The sequence below is a fragment of the Candidatus Accumulibacter necessarius genome (assembly GCF_036625085.1).
Window position 1 is genome coordinate 138,659 of sequence record NZ_JAZKUM010000006.1, and the last position, 16,915, is coordinate 155,573.

The 16,915-nt window shown below is 63.2% G+C and carries 14 protein-coding genes; 8 read left to right on the forward strand and 6 right to left on the reverse strand.

The annotated features are described in order from the left end of the window. Positions 1-26 precede the first annotated feature (26 nt). On the reverse strand, positions 27-2,060 hold the full coding sequence (locus tag V5B44_RS17020) for a hypothetical protein (protein ID WP_332360193.1): 2,034 nt from the start codon (positions 2,058-2,060) through the stop codon (positions 27-29). Between the two features lie 514 nt (positions 2,061-2,574). Here V5B44_RS17020 and V5B44_RS17025 point away from each other — a divergent pair. From V5B44_RS17025 to V5B44_RS17035, 3 genes are all read left to right on the forward strand, one after another. Further along, positions 2,575-3,162 (forward strand): malonic semialdehyde reductase, encoded by a 588-nt coding sequence (locus tag V5B44_RS17025; protein WP_332360194.1) that lies wholly within the window; start codon positions 2,575-2,577, stop codon positions 3,160-3,162. 383 nt (positions 3,163-3,545) lie between these two features. Further along, on the forward strand, positions 3,546-3,857 hold the full coding sequence (locus V5B44_RS17030) for a hypothetical protein (protein WP_332360195.1): 312 nt from the start codon (positions 3,546-3,548) through the stop codon (positions 3,855-3,857). Continuing rightward, positions 3,835-5,262, forward strand: coding sequence for a methyl-accepting chemotaxis protein (locus tag V5B44_RS17035; protein ID WP_332360196.1), 1,428 nt, complete (start codon positions 3,835-3,837; stop codon positions 5,260-5,262). Before V5B44_RS17030 ends, V5B44_RS17035 begins: the two co-directional genes overlap by 23 nt. Before the next feature lie 124 nt (positions 5,263-5,386). Here the strand turns inward: V5B44_RS17035 and V5B44_RS17040 are convergent, their stop codons facing one another. Genes V5B44_RS17040 through V5B44_RS17050 form a run of 3 tightly spaced genes read right to left on the reverse strand, consistent with a single transcriptional unit; the run spans position 5,387 to position 7,948 of the window. Continuing rightward, positions 5,387-6,130, reverse strand: coding sequence for an arginyltransferase (locus V5B44_RS17040; RefSeq protein ID WP_332360197.1), 744 nt, complete (start codon positions 6,128-6,130; stop codon positions 5,387-5,389). Beyond that, entirely contained in the window at positions 6,108-6,842 is a 735-nt protein-coding gene (gene aat, locus V5B44_RS17045) for a leucyl/phenylalanyl-tRNA--protein transferase (protein ID WP_332360199.1), read from the reverse strand. The genes V5B44_RS17040 and aat overlap by 23 nt, the downstream gene beginning before the upstream one ends. Beyond that, on the reverse strand, positions 6,839-7,948 hold the full coding sequence (locus V5B44_RS17050) for an ABC transporter ATP-binding protein (protein ID WP_332360200.1): 1,110 nt from the start codon (positions 7,946-7,948) through the stop codon (positions 6,839-6,841). The genes aat and V5B44_RS17050 overlap by 4 nt, the downstream gene beginning before the upstream one ends. A 124-nt stretch (positions 7,949-8,072) precedes the next feature. Here V5B44_RS17050 and V5B44_RS17055 point away from each other — a divergent pair, with 124 nt between their 5' ends. Continuing rightward, entirely contained in the window at positions 8,073-9,707 is a 1,635-nt protein-coding gene (locus tag V5B44_RS17055; protein ID WP_332360201.1) for an ABC transporter permease, read from the forward strand. Positions 9,708-9,755: 48 nt separating this feature from the next. Here the strand turns inward: V5B44_RS17055 and V5B44_RS17060 are convergent, their stop codons facing one another. Together V5B44_RS17060 and V5B44_RS17065 are read right to left on the reverse strand one after the other, a co-directional pair. Beyond that, positions 9,756-10,781 carry a Fe(3+) ABC transporter substrate-binding protein gene (locus V5B44_RS17060; protein ID WP_434735475.1) on the reverse strand — a complete coding sequence of 342 codons (1,026 nt, stop codon included), beginning with the start codon at positions 10,779-10,781 and terminating at the stop codon, positions 9,756-9,758. A 152-nt stretch (positions 10,782-10,933) separates the two neighbouring features. After that, positions 10,934-11,392, reverse strand: coding sequence for a C40 family peptidase (locus V5B44_RS17065; RefSeq protein ID WP_332360202.1), 459 nt, complete (start codon positions 11,390-11,392; stop codon positions 10,934-10,936). Positions 11,393-11,790: 398 nt separating this feature from the next. On the opposite strand from V5B44_RS17065, the gene V5B44_RS17070 reads away from it, so the two are divergent. From V5B44_RS17070 to V5B44_RS17085, 4 genes are all read left to right on the forward strand, one after another. After that, positions 11,791-12,786: an oxidoreductase gene (locus V5B44_RS17070; protein WP_332360203.1), complete on the forward strand. Its 996-nt coding sequence runs from the start codon at positions 11,791-11,793 to the stop codon at positions 12,784-12,786. A 31-nt stretch (positions 12,787-12,817) separates the two neighbouring features. Continuing rightward, the gene (locus tag V5B44_RS17075) at positions 12,818-13,963 is read left to right on the forward strand and encodes a GGDEF domain-containing response regulator (RefSeq protein WP_332360204.1); all 1,146 of its coding nucleotides are present in this window, start codon (positions 12,818-12,820) and stop codon (positions 13,961-13,963) included. A gap of 43 nt (positions 13,964-14,006) precedes the next feature. Further along, on the forward strand, positions 14,007-15,905 hold the full coding sequence (locus V5B44_RS17080; protein WP_332360205.1) for a propionate--CoA ligase: 1,899 nt from the start codon (positions 14,007-14,009) through the stop codon (positions 15,903-15,905). Between the two features lie 147 nt (positions 15,906-16,052). Further along, entirely contained in the window at positions 16,053-16,862 is an 810-nt protein-coding gene (locus tag V5B44_RS17085; protein WP_332360206.1) for an SOS response-associated peptidase, read from the forward strand. Positions 16,863-16,915 lie beyond the last annotated feature (53 nt).

Here is a 16,915-nt window from a genome sequence, read left to right on the forward strand (position 1 = left end):
GCGCCGGCGGGCGGGGTCAGGCTCGGTTATCTTTCGATGACGCAGCTGAAGCCCCAGAAACGCAGCGGACAGAGATACTGGCGGTCGTCACGATGCGCACAGCTGGCGTGACTGGCCTCTCCCAGCAGGGCAGCACGAGCGTTCGGGCACAGCTGTGCGGCCGCTTTCGGCAACGGCGCGCTGTAGAGGATTTCAACCGGCAGCCAGGCGCCAGAGCGTGCCTCGACGATCTGGATGCGTGCGCCCTCCGGCACCCTGCCCTGCAGTTCGGCCGGCATCGGCTTGAGGATGGCGCGCCCGTAACGCGCCAGATCGTCGAACAGTTTCAACAGCGCCGGGTCGTCAAGCGTACCGCGCGGGGCGGGGAACGTCGCCTCCGCCGAGAGCAGTGCCTTGACCTCACTGACCAGCCGGTCAATGCCCAGTGGCTCTCGGAAGCTGACCTCCGTGCCGACGACGGTCGTGAACCCCGCCTGGCCCGTGCGGTCATGGTTGATGACGATAGCGGCGTCAAAGGGCTGGCCATGCCAGGCGGGATCAAAACCTGGCGAAACGACGTTCTCGACCTCGAGTGCGAAACGGCGATCGGCCGGGCCAAGCGGTGAGGAGAAGACCAGCGTCTGGATCACCCGGTTGTCGTGCGTGATCAGGATGCGCGCCCGATACTCGTCCCGCACGCCATGGGTACGAAAACTGAAGCTGCAGGGGAGGCTGTCGCCGTGCGGCGGCAGAAAGAGGCTACCCTGCTGCGGCGTATGCAAGCGACCGCTGGCCGTCCGCACCAGGGGCACAAAGAACACGTCGAGCCAGTGTCCGTCGCTGGCCTGCGGCAGGCGTTCGCTCGGGAAGACGTCGGACGCGGCCTCCGTTTCCGCTCGCGGCAGTCCGATGTTGAGCGCGATCTGGTAGGCGCGGTCAGCGACAAGTCTATCCTCGACCCGGGTCGGCGCCGCGGCTCCGCTCACGTCGGCAAGGCTGAAATTGACGCGGCGCTGTTCAATGGCAGACGACTCCTGTGCGCCCCTCGGCTGCAATGTTGGCGTCGTTGCCAGGCCGCGCAGCCGTTCCCCTTCGCATCCGGCAGACGCGGCCACGCGGGCGCTGTTCGCCAGCCGTCGCGACGCGATCAGCAGCGGTGGCCCGACCGCTTCTGCCTGCTGCACTGCCTGACCCGCGCGCAGCAGCGCGACGTCGAGCGGCAGGCCTTGCGCGAGCTGCTCGATCAGCTCAGCCAACCACTCGCCCTGGTGGTCGAAATCGATGCGCACAATGCCGACACCACCCGTGAGTACTTCGCTGCGCATCGAGCCAACCAGCGGCATGATGCGCTCGGCGGCAACGCCGGCACCGCCAAGCAGCAGCACGCAGGCGGCGCGCAGGCGCCGGGGCTGCAGAAGCACGCGCGCAAGACCGCGGCGCAGATCATCCGGCAGCAGCAGCAGATCGCACTCCTCACCCGAGAGATCGAGATCAACCAGCCGAACCAGACCGGCCCGCTGCACCGCGCTCATTTGCTCGGCGAGATCCGCGGAGCGCGCGTCGCCGAACATGCCGACGCGTAGCGGCCACTGCCGGACAACCAGTCGATCGGGTTGGTCCACCCGCACGTACGCGGCACTCGCGAAGCCATCGTCGCTGCCGAGCAGGAGATGGATCAGCCACAGGACGTCCGGCACCGACTGGCGCAATTCCCTGGCGACAGCGGGATCAAGCTCGAAGTGCAACAGGCGCGTAGCGGGCAAGGCTGCGAGACAAACCTTCCGCTCGGCGCCGCGGTCGTCCCACCAGTGCGCCAGGCGCTCCCAGGCGGCCAGGAACTCCTCGGCTGCCCGAACACCGGCGCTCCTCCGGGCAATCGCGTCAACCAGTTGCGCCAGGTACTGCAGGCGCAGCACCACAGTATCCTGCCCCGCGCTGTGCATCGTTTGCGCGGCGTCGATGACCGCCTGTTCAGCCAGCGCATCCTTGCGCAGACCGAGCGCGGCGACGGCTGCGATGGCCCTGGCAAAGCTCTCATGCGGTAGCCTTGCACCCCAGGCCCCGAACAACGATCGGCTCATCTTCCTGCTCCTTTCCCAGACGCCGCTCGAGTTTGCGACGCACGCGGCTGTCGCTCCGCCCTCCTTCGTCGCGCCGCAGGCAAGGCGAGAGCACCCTCGCGCCTACCTGCGAGCCAGCAACCGCCGGACCGAAAACCGGTCCCAGGACAAGCTCTTTGCCCTTGTCCCGAAATCGCCCGCCTGGCAGCTGCGCGCGCCTGTGCCCGACATACCGAGTTCAGTCACTATACGGGATTTAGCCTGAAAACCGCAGCAGGGGCGTCCGATCGCGGTTGTCGCTCGGACACTCCGTGACAGCAGGTGAAAACCACGGACATCGCGCGGGATGGACCCGCTACAATCGCGCCACCGCCTTCGAAGCACTGAGGCAGCGACGGAGGCGACCCTGCCAGCGATCAGCGACGGCAAGGCGGCGCCTGCAGGCCGCCCCCTGGCGCGAGATCAGTCACGGCAGGAACAAGGTATCCTGGCCACTCAAGCCAGCGATCACCACCCCATTGAGAAAGGAAAGCGCATGTCTGCCCTGAGTACCGACGCCCTCGACCAACTTTTCGTCCACGCGCGGACGCACAACGGTTTCACGTCCGAGCCAGTCCCGGAGGCCACCCTGCGCCGCCTTTACGACCTGATGAAGTGGGGGCCGACCTCGATGAACTGTCAGCCGGCCAGGCTGGTTTTTGTCACCACGCCGGAAGGCAAGGCCAAGCTCGCGCCGGCGCTTTCCCCCGGCAACCTCGACAAGACGCTGGCCGCCCCGGCGACCGTGATCATCGCCACCGACAGCCGTTTCTACGAGCACCTGCCAACAATGTTCCCAGCTTATGACGCCAGGCCAATGTTCGAAGCCAACGCTGAACTCGCTGCCAGCACCGCCTTCCGCAACGGGACGCTGCAGGGTGCTTACCTGATCGTCGCCGCCCGCGCGCTCGGCCTCGACTGCGGCCCGATGTCCGGCTTTGACGCGGGCAAACTCAATGCCGCCTTCTTCCCGGACGGGCGCTGCCAGGCCAATTTCCTCTGCAACCTCGGCATCGGTGATCCCGCCAGTCTCCATCCACGGGGACAACGGTTGAGTTTCGAGGAGGCCTGCCAGATCGCCTGACCGATCAGGGTCGTCTGCCGCAGTGGGTGAACCAAGACGTTTCAACGCAAGGCCTCTGCCCCCGCCGCAAGAGGATTTTTTCATGCGCAGAAAACGGTTGTGGTGACCGAAAAGCAGCTCGTGTCCAACCTTGGTCAGCGGGCCTGCGGTCAGTTTGCAAAAATGGCCAGGCCGTCCGCCGACGACCGACCTGCTGCCGACCGAAAACCGGGCGCTGCCGGTTGATGCGGTTCGACAGCCATTCGCTACTCCGGATATACTGCCAACAAGGCCGCCTGACCGGTGCCGTTGACGCGGGCGGCAGGCCCACAGCCCAGTTGTGAGCAGGTTCAGACCACCACCTGACCACAGCAAGAGTCCGTTTCACCAGCCAGGAGCGACAGGTGGACAAGTTTTCCAGCAAACTGCGGATCGGCGAAAAGATTGGCATCGGTTTTGCGCTCGTCGGCCTGCTGTTCGTCGGCGTCATCTGGCACGATCACCGGACCCTACGGTCGGTGTTGGACGATTACCATCAACTCCAGGCCGTTTTCGAAGTCCGCAAGTCGCTGGCGCTTGAGATCGAAATCGAGATGGCCGCCGCACGCGACGCGGAAAAGAGCTTCCTCATCCACCGCCAGGAACGTTTCGCCAGCGAAGTCGATCAGCGGCTGCAGAACCTGCAACAGAAAGGTGACCGCGCTGGCGGCGGTTGATCAGCAGTCCCGACAGACGGCCGACGAGATCCAGAGACTGCTGACGATCTATGAGGAGAGCTTCCATGCCGTGGCCGACGCCTGGCGGAGCATGGGTCTCGACGAGAACTCAGGGATCCAGGGCGCCTTCCGCGAGAAGATTCATCGTCTGCACGAACTCTCCGCCCAGTACAACGTAGACCGCCTGTACACCGTTCTGCTGCAGATTCGCCGTAGCGAGAAGGACCTGGCCCTGCGACAGGATCCGGCCTACCGCGAGCGTGTTCGGACCATGATCCCCGAGTTTCGTCAACTGATCGAGAGATCCGAACTGCCGGACACGGCCAAGCAGAAGCTGCTGGCCGAGTTGACCATCTATGCAAAAACCTTCGAACCCTATGCCGAAAGCGCACTCAAGGCGAGCAGCGGCGGCGGCACGGGACCGTTCCGGGATGCGGCGCACCGCATGGAGGCAATTCTCGATGCCCACCGCGTCCCCAATCTGGAGACCAGCGTCCTCAAGCTGCGCCGCTGGGAGAAGGACTTCCTCCTCCGTGGCGGGGAGAACTATCCGTCGATGCTGGTGGAAACCGCCAGGACGATGCGCGCCCAGATCGCCGAATCTCCGCTACCGGTTGCCGACAAGGCACTGCTCATCAGCCTGCTGCGCGATTACCAGAGAAGTTTCCTGGTTCTGGTCTCACAACGCGCGAGCATCGTGACGCTGACCCGTGAGATGGACGCTGCCGCCGACCAGGTCGCGCCGCTGATCACGGCCAACGTCGATCAGGCGAATCAGATGATGGCCACCCGTGTCGGCGAAATCGCCGAGACCTCACAGGCAAGCGTCCGGCTGGGCCTGATCGTCACCGCCTGTGCCATTGCTCTCGGCATCCTCCTGGCAGTATTCATCACCGCGCGCATCGTTCGCCCGGTACGGCAGATGGCCGGGCTGCTCGACGATCTGGCCTACGGCACACCGACGGCGCGAGTGGCGACGGTTCCTGGTGGACGCAACGAAATCAACGCCATGGGAGAATCACTTAATACGTTGCTCGATCACCGGGCGACCTTCCTCGGCTGGTGGAAGGCATCGATGGCTGAACTGAGCGCCAGACGCGACCTTGACGGCGCCACGAGCGAAGCGGCACGCGACGAAGCCATCACCGAGCTGCGTGCGGCCAGCATCGCCAAGGTGCAGCAACTCAACGCCATTCGCGGCCGTCTGATGCTGCACGCCAGACGCATGGTCGACGTCTCGCAGCGCATTGGCTCTGCCGGTGGCATCCCGGCAGAAGACGCAAAAGCCCTTGAACACGCTGCTCAGGGCATGGAAACGCTGCTTGAAGTCCTCGCCGCTGAGGGCGCACAGCAGCCGGAGCAAGCGCAGGCCAGTACCACTGCCAACGTGCGGGCAGGCACTTGAGGGAACCCGGAAACTCCCCGGCGCCAGGAACGGCCTGAGTAGCGCTTCCCTGGCGGATGGGCGAACCCGCACCATTTGCAGAGAAGGCTTTCGTACGACACCGCGCCAGCCAATTCAGTCCGGATCAACCGGCAAGGCGCGCGTGCAGATCGCTCCACTGCCCCCCAAACCGACCTTCGATAGGCTGGAAGTTAGCCTTGTAAGCCATCTTCCGGCTGTCCCGAATCCAGTAACCCAGATACAGGTACGGCAGTCGATTGGCAACGCACTGGGCAATCTGCCAGACGATGTTGTAGGTACCGAAACTCGCTGCCGCCAGATCCGGATCGTAGAACGTGTACACCGAAGACAGGCCGTCATTGAGGACATCGACGATGCTGACCATGCGCAGAACGCCGTTGTCGGTGAATTCGACCAGACGGGTGTCCACGCGGCTTTGCAGCAGGAAGTGGGTGTACTGCTCGTGGCTATCCTGGTCCATGCCACCGCCCGAGTGCCTGGCTGACTGGTAGCGCAGGTAGAGCTGGTAGTGTTCGTCACGAAAGCAGAGTGGCAGTTCCTGCGCCTGCAAACCGGAGTGCATCCTGATGCTGCGGCGCTGGCTGCGCGTCGGCTCGAAGCGGTCGACCGGGACGCGTACCGGGATGCAGGCGTGGCACTCGTCGCACTTTGGCCGGTAGGTGAACACGCCGCTGCGTCGAAAACCGCTGCGTACGAGTTCGCCGTAGACCTCGGTCGTGATCAGATGGCTGGGCGTGGCGACCTGCGAGCGAGCGCGCTCCCCCGGCAGGTAGCTGCAGGCGTAGGGCGCCGTGGCATAGAACTGCAGCAGCGAGAATGGCAGGTCAGAGTCGTTCAGTCGCGACATTGCCCCAGGTCCAGGGTTGACTGGCGCCGTCGGTCGGCCATCTGCCTGGCTGCCAGGCCTCGGTCACCAAAGCGCGCAAGCGGGCCATGAATACGGCGCGCGGGATCTCGCGCGCGCCGAGCGAAGCCAGATGCGGGGTATTCATCTGACAATCTATCATGCCGAATCCCTCTTCTTCAAGGAAACGGGCAAGATGAGCGGCGGCGACCTTTGACGCATCGGACGCCTTCGAGAACATCGACTCACCGTAGAACATGCGGCCAATGGCCAGGCCGTAGAGGCCACCGACGAGCCGTCCTTCCGTCCAGCTCTCCACCGAATGCGCAATCCCGAGCTGGAAAAGTTTCCAGTAGGCTCGTTGCATTTCCCGCGTGATCCAGGTGCCATCCTGACCGGCACGCGGCACCTCCGCGCAGGCCCGCATGACGGCCGGGAAGTCGCTGTCCAGCCTCACCTCGAAGCGGCCCGAGCGCAGGCTGCGACGCAGGGAGCGGGAGATTCGGAACTCGCACGGAAAGAGGACCATGCGTGGATCCGGACTCCACCAGAGAATCGGCTCGCCGCTGGCGTACCAGGGGAAAATGCCACGCTGGTAGGCGTCGATCAGGCGCTGCGCCGAGAGATCACCGCCGGCACAGAGCAAACCGTTCGGCTCCCGCAGCGCCAACTCAAGCGGTGGGAAGGGCGCCCCGCTGTCGAGCCATGGAATCATCGATGGAACTGGATCGCTTGTCCATTCGCCGGGAAGGCTCGGGTCGGCGTCTTGAAAGCAACGACGTGGTCGACGTCAAGCCGGATGCCGATTCTTTCGCCAATCGCGTGATTGTGATGGGACGGCACCAGCGAGAGCACTTCGACGCCACTCCCCAGGCGCAAGGTATACAGAATCTCGGCGCCACGAAACGCTTTGTGCCGGACCTCGGCGAGCAGGTCGCTGCGATCGTCGTGGATGATGTCGTCCGGTCGCAACAGCACTTCGACGCCGCAGTCCTTGCCGCAACCCTCGCAGCCCTGGCTGCATTCGAGCGGCAGGCGCGAGGCAAGGACACCCAGCTCGACCTCGACACTTCTGTCGTCGATCACCAGGCCAGGCAGGAAAACGCCCTGGCCAACGAAGTCGGCGACAAATCGGTTTGCGGGCTGGTGGTAGACCCGGTATGGGCTGTCCCACTGCTGGATGGTCCCCGCGGCCATGACGCCGACCTCGTCGGCCATGGCAAAGGCTTCGTGCTGATCGTGGGTGACGAGCACGGCAGTGATGCCCTGGCTCTTGAGAATATCGCGCACTTCCAGCGAAAGGCGCTCGCGCAGATCAACATCCAGATTGGAGAAGGGTTCGTCGAGCAGGATCAGTTGCGGGCGTGGCGCCAACGCTCGTGCCAGCGCGACCCGCTGCTGCTGACCGCCCGAGAGTTCATGCGGATACCGGTCGCCCTGACCACCGAGGCCGACCGTGGCCAGCAATTCACCCACGCGGCTCCGACGTTCGCTGGCAGCAAGACCCGCCAGGCCAAAACCGACGTTTGCGGCTACGGTCAGGTGCGGGAAAAGGGCGTAGTCCTGAAACACCATACCGATTTGCCGCTGTTCCGGTGGCAGACGGCGGCCAGCAGTGCTGACGGTGCGTCCCTGCACGCGAATCTCGCCGGCAGCAATCTCCTCAAAACCGGCAATGCAGCGCAACAGCGTCGTCTTGCCGCAAGCGGAGGGTCCGAGCAGACAGGCTATGCTACCGGCCTCGACGCTAAAACTGACCCCATCGACGACGGTGTGCGATCCGTAGCGCTGGACGATTCCTGCGAGTTCAAGGTGGGCCATCAATGTCTGTTCATCAACTGGTAGCGGTCAAAGGCATCTGCCTGCAGCCCCGGGCAGCGACGACAAAGCAGCAGTACAGGAATACGACAGTTGTCAATTATAATTCTCATTTACCCGTCAGAACATGATCAGCTCGCGCGTCAATCCCCTGCTCGTTGTTTCCGCCGCCGTCGCTGCCATGGTCGGCCTGCCGGTGGCGAGCGTGCTCACCCACATCTTCAGCGGCGGCACCGGGACAACCTGGTCACATCTGGCGTCGACGGTGTTGCCGGACTACGTCGCAAATACGCTGGTATTGTGCGTCGCGGTCGGCCTCGGCGTGATCGTCATCGGGGTGGCCACGGCGTGGCTGACAGCCATGCATGATTTCCCGGGACGGGCTCTCTTCGAGTGGGCACTGGTGTTGCCGATGGCCATGCCGGCCTATGTTCTGGCGTATGTGTACACCGATTTCCTGCAGTTTGTCGGCCCCCTGCAGAGCTTCCTGCGCGAGTCTTTCGGCTGGAGCAAGGCGGACTACTGGTTCCCCGAGGTTCGCAGCCTCGGCGGCGCGGTGACCATGTTTGTCTTCGTGCTCTACCCTTATGTCTATCTGTTGACCCGTACGGCCTTCATCGAACGCGCCGGCGGCATGCTTGAGGCCTCGCGCACGCTTGGTCTGGGACCCTGGCAGAGCTTTTTCCGCGTCTCGCTGCCGCTGGCCAGGCCGGCCGTGACGGCCGGCGCGACCCTGGCCCTGATGGAGACCCTTGCTGACTATGGAACGGTGTCCTATTTTGGCGTCCAGACCTTCACCACCGGCATCTATCGCGCCTGGTTTTCGCTCGGCGATCGCATCGCGGCGGCACAACTGGCGGCGGCGCTGCTCGCCTTTGTCATCCTCGTGCTGCTGATCGAATGGCGCTCGCGTGGTCGTGCTCGCTTTCACAATACCACCGGACGCCACCGCCAGCCTGGCGGCCGTCGATTGCCGGGCTGGCGCGGCTGGCTGGCCACAGCGGCCTGCGCCCTGCCGCTGAGCATTGGCTTTCTGCTGCCGGCGTACCTTCTGTTGCGGCTGGCGCTGACCGACAGCGATACGCCATTCGGCCCACAGCTTGCCACCCTGGCGCGCAACAGCCTGCTGCTCGCCGCTCTGACAGCGGTCATCGCGGTGAGCCTGGCCGTGCTGCTGGCCTACGGAGCGCGCCTGTCCAAAGGACTGCTGGCGCCGGCCCTCAATCGCCTGGTCGGCCTGGGCTACGCTGTGCCCGGGTCGGTGATCGCTGTCGGCGTGCTGATTCCGGTTACGCGTCTTGATCACTGGCTGGCCCAGCAGTGGCAGCAGTGGTTCGGCGATAACCCCGGACTGCTGATCACCGGCGGCATCGCCGCCCTGGTCTATGCCTATCTCGTCCGTTTCCTGGCGGTTGCCTTGCAGTCGGTCGGCACCAGCCTGGCCAAGATCACGCCCAGCATGGACGACGCGGCGCGCAGTCTGGGTCTCGGCCAGGGCGCAACCTTGCGCCGGGTGCATCTGCCGATCCTGCGCGGCAGCCTGTTCACGGCCTGCCTGCTGGTGTTCGTCGACGTGATGAAGGAGTTGCCGGCAACGCTGGTGATGCGTCCTTTCGATTTCGATACGCTGGCGACGCAGGCCTACACGCTGGCGTCCGACGAGCGACTCACTGAAGCGGCAAGCGTCTCCCTGGCCATTGTGGCGGTCGGCCTGCTGCCGCTGATCGTCCTCTCGCGCGGGATCTCGCGCCGTCGCCGCTAAACCCGCCGGACTGCGGGAAAACGCGCCGGTTGCCCGGCCCGCCGGCGATCAGCGGTACGCCGCGCGATCGAAAATGACCTGTGCCTTGGCGCGATACATGGCCAGTGATCCCACTGGCAGGGTGTCCGCCTTGAACTTGCCCAGGGCCTGCAACGCTGGGTTGTCAACCTTGATGCCGGGCACCACTGGCCATTCGTTGTTTCCGTCGGCAAAATATCGTTGCGCCTCGTCGCTGGCCAGGTACTCGAGGAACTTGATAGCCGCCTCCTTGTGCGGCGCGTTCTTCAGGACGCCCCCTCCGGAGACGTTGATATGCGTTCCGCTGCCTTTCTGGTCAGGCCAGATCACGCCGATCTTGTCCATTGTCTTGCGGTCGTCGGCCTTGTCCGAACGCATCAGGCGCGCCAGGTAATAGGTATTGGAGACTGCCACCGCACACTCGCCAGCAGCTACGGCCCGGATCTGGTCGGTATCGCCCCCCTTTGGTGGGCGGGCAAAGTTGGCCACTACGCCCTTTGCCCACTCCTCGGCTTTTGCCTCGCCCTGATGGGCAATGATCGAAGCCATCAGCGACAGGTTGTAGGGGTGCGAACCCGAGCGCGAGCAGATCTTGCCTTTCAGCCGAGGATTGGCGAGATCGCTGTAGTTCCTGAGCTCGTCGGGATTGGCCGCACCCTTGGCATAGATGATGACGCGTGCGCGGACCGAAAAGGAAAACCAGTCACTGGTCCGCAGATGTGCCGGGATACGCCCCTCGAGAACTGCCGACCTGACCGGCGCCAGGAGACCCATCTCGTGCGCGGCCGCCAGACGGGCGGCATCCACCGTCAGCAGGACATCGGCCGGGCTGTTGGCACCCTCGTTCCTGATCCGCTCGAGCAACTCGTCTTCCTTGCCTTCGATGCGCTTGATCGTGATTCCGGTCTGCCGGGTGAAGCCACTGTACAGGGCTTCATCCGTCTGATAGTGGCGAGCCGAATAGAGATTCAGCACCTTCTCCTCGGCCTGCGCGCCGGCCAGCGACACACCGGCCATAGCAAGGGTACACAGCAAACGGGACAGTCTAAAGTCCATGGCCAAGCCTCCGCTCATAGGTGAGATTCAGTGTCATCGCGGAGTATGATAACAAGCAGCGCCACCTTTGTAAATGCGAATCGTTCCTGATTGATACGAAAAAGAAGCGGCGCTGGGCGCCGCTTCTGTTTTCCGTTGAGGGGTGTTCTTCTTCAGCGCGCCAGCAATCGACGCGCACCGTTGTAGCGCTGCATCCAGTAGCTCTGGCGCATGTCTTCAACCCGGATTTCGGCGCCCGTGCGCGGCGCATGCAGGAAGCGGTTATCCCCCAGATAAATGCCGACATGAGAAAAAGCGCGGCGCATGGTATTGAAGAACACGAGGTCGCCGGCCTTGAGTTCGTGGCGGTCGATCACGGCACCGACCTCGCTCTGTTCTCTGGCGCTACGCGGCAGCAGCACGCCGATCGCTTCCTTGAAAACAATCTGGACAAAACCGCTACAGTCGAGGCCGGTATCCGGGTTGGTACCGCCGAAACGGTAGTTGATACCGATGAGTTCAAAGCCCTTGAGGATCAGATCCTGCGCGCTGCTGCTGTAGCGCTCCAGGAGCGAAGGCTCTTCAACCGTCTGCGGCTGCTCGCTGGCATGGGCTGAACCGAACCATGACATGGCAATCAGGGCGGCGCTAAAGAGGGGACAGAGGATGTGTTTTCTAAGCATAGGGCCGGAATTTATGTGAAAAATGTCACAGTGTAAACCCTCTCCAACAACGTTTGCTCAAGAAAGCAGTTCAATGAACCATCGCAAGCCACTCACTTAACAACAAAACATGGCTGCGATCCCGACCCGGCCTGATGGTGCACTGCACATGGGATTGCCCATTGGAAAGCGGTATAGTCTGCCGCCCTGGCTTCTTTCCGTTCACGACCCCGCTTCGACAGACCATGGACGGTCTTTGCTGACGCTCAAACGTGCCGGGCTTTGTGTTTATAATCGGCGCTCGTTGATGACGCGGACACTGACAACCGCAGTCGTTGTGCCAATCCGATCCACTGCATGGAGTGTAAATGAGTCCCTTCAAGGCTTATCTGATCGAGGAAAAGGAAGGTCTGACGCGCGCCGGCTTCGTTACCATGGAGGAGTCTCAACTGGACCCGGGCGAGGTGACCATCGAGGTCGCCTACTCCAGCGTGAATTTCAAGGATGCACTGGCTGCCACCGGTGCCGGCCGAATCATCCGCCGGTACCCCTGTATCGGTGGCATCGACCTCTCGGGAACAGTGGTCAGCAGCAGCGACCCGCGCTTTCAGGCGGGCGAGGGAGTCATTGCGACAAGCTTCGATATCGGTGTCGCCCACCATGGCGGCTACGCCAAGTACGCCAGGGTGCCCGCCCAATGGGTGGTTCCCTTGCCGAAGGGACTGTCACTGCATGCGGCCATGGCCCTCGGTACGGCCGGGTTTACGGCAGCGCTGGGTATCGTACGGATGGAAGAAAACGGTCTCAAGCCGAGCAAGGGGCCACTCATCGTCACCGGCGCGACCGGCGGTGTCGGTAGTCTGGCGGTGGACATGCTGGCTGCGCGGGGCTATCAGGTCACCGCACTGACCGGCAAGGAAGCCGAAGTCGACTATCTGAAGGGGCTTGGCGCGGCGGACGTCATGTTCCGGTCGGCGCTCGATCTGACGCGCATCAGGCCGCTCGACAAGGCGCTCTGGGCGGGGGCGGTCGATAACCTTGGCGGCGACGTCCTGTCCTGGATCGTCAGCACCATGAAACAGGGCGGAACGATCGCCAGCATCGGGCTGGCCGCCAGCCCCTCACTCAACACCACCGTCATGCCTTTCATCCTGCGCGGCGCCTGTCTTCTCGGCATTGATTCAGGTTACATCGGCGAGCCCTATCGCAGCGGCGTCTGGCAGCGTCTGGCGGACGATTTGCGACCACGCCATCTGTCCGCGTTGACGCGGACGATCGGTATTGATGATTTGCCCGGGGTTTTCGACGACTTCATCAAAGGCCGTATCCGCGGCCGCGTCGTCGTCGATATTGCTGGCGCCTGAACTGCGCCGGGGTTGATGATCGCGAGACTCGATGGACGACCCCAATCAACGGCCCCGTATCCTGATTGTCGATGTGTCGCGAATGGCGCGCGCGACCCTCATCAAGAGCATTCGTGATCAATACAGCTTCCGCGAGGAGGCTGACGGCGAAGCGGGTTGGCAGGCACTGGTTCTCGACCACTCGATCCGCCTGGTCATCTGCGCGCTGTCGCTGCCGATGCTTGATGGCAACGGTCTGCTGGCCAGGGTGCGCGCGTCGAAGCTGACCCGCCTGCGGCAGATACCCGTGCTGATGATTGCCGGCGACAACGAGCAGACCGGTGAGCAGGCCAAAGCCCTGGGCGCTTCCGACGTCATCGGCAGGGAAATCGACAGCAGCCAACTGCTGGCACGAATCGCCTCACTCCTTCAGCCGGCCAGTAGTGGGCAGAACGAGGTCAAGGATGCGACCGGAGGCGATGCTCAGCATCCGGCAACCGGGCTACCAACACGCCAGTACATCGAAGTGCAGGCAGCACAGGCGCTGGCGCAAGCGCTTCGGCTCGACGCTCCGGCAAGCATCCTGGTCATGGGCTTCGACAGGTTTGACGCCCTCCGCAAGGAGCACGGCGATGTGGTTGCCGGGCAGTTGCAGAAGAAGTTCGCCAGCATTCTGGCGCAGAAGGTGCGCAAGGAAGACAGCCTCGGCCACTATTCCGACAGCGAACTGGTGGTGGTTTCCCCAGGTACCCCCTACCCTGCCTGCGAGGCCTTTGCAGGGCGCCTGCGGGAAGCGTTTGCCGTCGCCAATATCGCGATACACGGGCAACGACTTGCCCTCTCGGTGAGTATCGGCGTTGCGAATACGCCTGTGGATCAGGTCAGTTCGGCCACGTCACTGCTCAGTCTGGCTGGTGCACGTCTGAAGACCGCCCAGAAAGCCGGCGGCAACCGCGTCCTGGCTTGCGTGGACAAGACGTCGACCGAGCCCCCCGTGCCCAGATTGGGGCATGCGATCGACCTGATCAGAACCGGTCATGCCCATGCGGTAATCCCGCATCTCGTCAGTCTTTGCAAAGAGATGTTACCCTTTCTCGAACTGCTGGAAAGGGAGTTCAAGTTGGGTCTGCCCTTGGCAGATATTCGAAAACGGGTGCTTGACCGGGAGCAGGAAGTCCAAGACACTCGGCACGCCTAGTTTTCACTAGTGCAGGTGATTCAATTTTTGGAGAGGGAGTCTTATGACGACAGTTCAAGAGTTTCACAAGAAATCAATCGAAAATCCGGACGCCTTCTGGGGTGAAGAAGCCAAACTGATCGACTGGCACAAGCCGTTCACCCAGGTACTCGATTTCTCTCACCCGCCATTTGCCAAATGGTTCGTCGGCGGCGAAACCAACATCTGCTACAACGCGGTCGACCGTCACGCCGCCAAACGCCCGAATGACCGTGCGCTGGTGTTCATCTCGACGGAGACCGACCAGGAAGTGGTTTATTCGTTCGCCGAACTCAAGCAGGAAGTCATGCGCATGGCGGCGATCATGCAGAGCCTTGGCGTCGGCAAGGGTGACCGCGTCCTGATCTACATGCCGATGGTCGCCGAGGCGATGTTCGCCATGCTCGCCTGCACCCGAATCGGCGCCATTCACTCGGTCGTCTTCGGTGGCTTTGCTTCCGGTTCGCTCGCCACGCGCATCGACGACGCGACACCGAAACTCGTCGTCTCGTCGGATGCGGGCATGCGCGCCGGCAAGGCGGTGCCCTACAAGGGTCTGCTCGACGAAGCCATTTCCCTGGCCGCACACAAGCCGGGCAAAGTGCTGATGATCGACCGTGGTCTCGACAAGGGTTTCAACAAGGTCGCGGGTCGTGACGTCGACTACGCGACGCTGCGCACGCAGTTCATGGACGCCGACGTGCCGGTCACCTGGCTGGAGTCCTCCGAGCCGTCCTACATCCTGTACACCTCAGGCACCACCGGCAAACCCAAGGGTGTGCAGCGCGATACCGGCGGCTATGCCGTCGCACTGGCTTCATCGATCAAACACATCTACTGCGGCAAGGAAGGCGAGACCTATTTCGCGACTTCCGACATCGGCTGGGTCGTTGGCCACTCGTACATTGTCTACGGTCCGTTGATCGCCGGCATGTGCACCATCATGTACGAGGGAACACCGCTACGCCCGGACCCCGGCATCTGGTGGCAGATCGTCGAGAAATACAAGGTCAACGTGATGTTCTCGGCACCCACCGCCGCGCGTGTGCTCAAGAAGCACGACACCGCGTACATGCACAAGTACGATCTGTCGAGCCTAAAGCATCTGTTCCTGGCCGGCGAACCGCTCGATGAACCAACGCACAAGTGGATCATGGGCGAACTTGGCTTACCGGTGATCGACAACTACTGGCAGACCGAAACCGGCTGGCCAATCCTGTCGGCGATGCCGGGCGTCGAAAAAACCGAGATCCGCTTCGGCACGCCGAGCTTCCCGGTCTACGGTTACAACCTCAAGATCTTCCGCGAGGACGGCACGATCTGCGATCCGGATGAGAAGGGCATTGTCGCCATCGTGCCGCCACTACCACCCGGCTGCCTGAGCACGGTCTGGGGTGACGACGCACGTTTTGTGTCGACCTACTTCTCGCTGTTCCGCGAACCCCAGGTTTACTCGTCTTTCGACTGGGGTATCAAGGACAAGGACGGCTATCACTACATCCTTGGTCGCACCGACGACGTGATCAACGTTGCCGGCCACCGCCTGGGGACGCGCGAAATCGAGGAGGCCATCCAGGGCCATCCGGCGATTGCCGAAGTGGCCGTCGTAGGTGTCGCCGATCAGCTCAAGGGGCAGATGCCAATGGCTTTTGCCGTGGTCAAGAGTGCTGACAGCATCGCGACACCCGAGCTGGCGGCAGCGCTGGAGAAGGCCGTCATGAAGCAGGTGGACGACAGCCTTGGCGCGATCGCTCGGCCAAGCCGGGTGCACTTCCTGACCGTGCTGCCGAAGACCCGTTCCGGCAAGCTGCTGCGGCGCTCCATCCAGGCGCTCGCCGAAGGCCGCGACCCGGGCGATCTGACGACGATCGAAGACCCGACAGCTCTCGAACAGCTGCAACGCGCACTGGGTACCAAGACCTGATCAACGCTGGATAGCGACTGGTCGACTCGTCGGCCAGTCGCCAGCATTCGCCTGCCGCCTCAAAGGGCGGCAGGTTTTTTTTGCTCTTGAGACCTTCCCGGACTGCGCCACCAGCACGACGTCAGGGAGACGTCCCGGACCTCCGGCATGATGCCTGCGTCTTCGCGCGAGGAGAGCCCAGCCGTCCGCAACCTATCGAGCATGGGTTACACTGCGCCGATGTGTGGACGTTATGCCCTTGAAGCCCCTTGCTCGCAGCTGTCCCAGCGTTTTGGCCTCGATGAGTGCGTCGACTTCGCCGTTCGTTACAACATCGCACCCGGCACCGACATTCCGGTTGTTCGCCAGTCGCCAAACGGCCAACGCGTTCTTCACCTCCTGCATTGGGGCCTTCTGCCGCACTGGGCGAAGGACCCGGCCATTGCAGCCCGGCTGATCAACGCCCGCGGCGAGTCGGTGGCGGAAAAGCCATCCTTCCGCGACGCCTTCCGGCAGCGCCGCTGCCTGATTCCGGCCAGCGGCTTCTATGAATGGAAAAGCGCCAGGACAGCGCCGCAGGCACGGCTCAAACAGGCTTGCTACATCTCGCTGAAGTCCGGGGAAGCGATGGCCATCGGCGGGCTCTGGGAATCGTGGACCTCACCGGCCGGCAAGCTCATTCGCAGTTGCTGCCTCATCACCACCGCTGCCAACGAACTGTTGCGTCCCATCCATGAGCGCATGCCCCTGATCATCGCAGCCAGGGACTGGCAGGACTGGCTTGCCGCTCCCGCCGATCAGGTTGCCGGTTTGGTCCGGCCCAGCCCAGGTGACGAGCTGCAGGCCTGGACCGTCAGCCAGCGCGTCGGCAAGGCAACCGAGGACGGCCCCGATCTGATCGTGGCGCTACCTGGCGAAGCGCCCCCACTGGCTGTCCCCACCGCCCGGTCGACGCAGACGACGAGCGCAGCGCAGTAGCTGCGTCCGCCAGTGCCTGTCCTTTTTGTAGCATAATCGTCCGCAGATTCTGG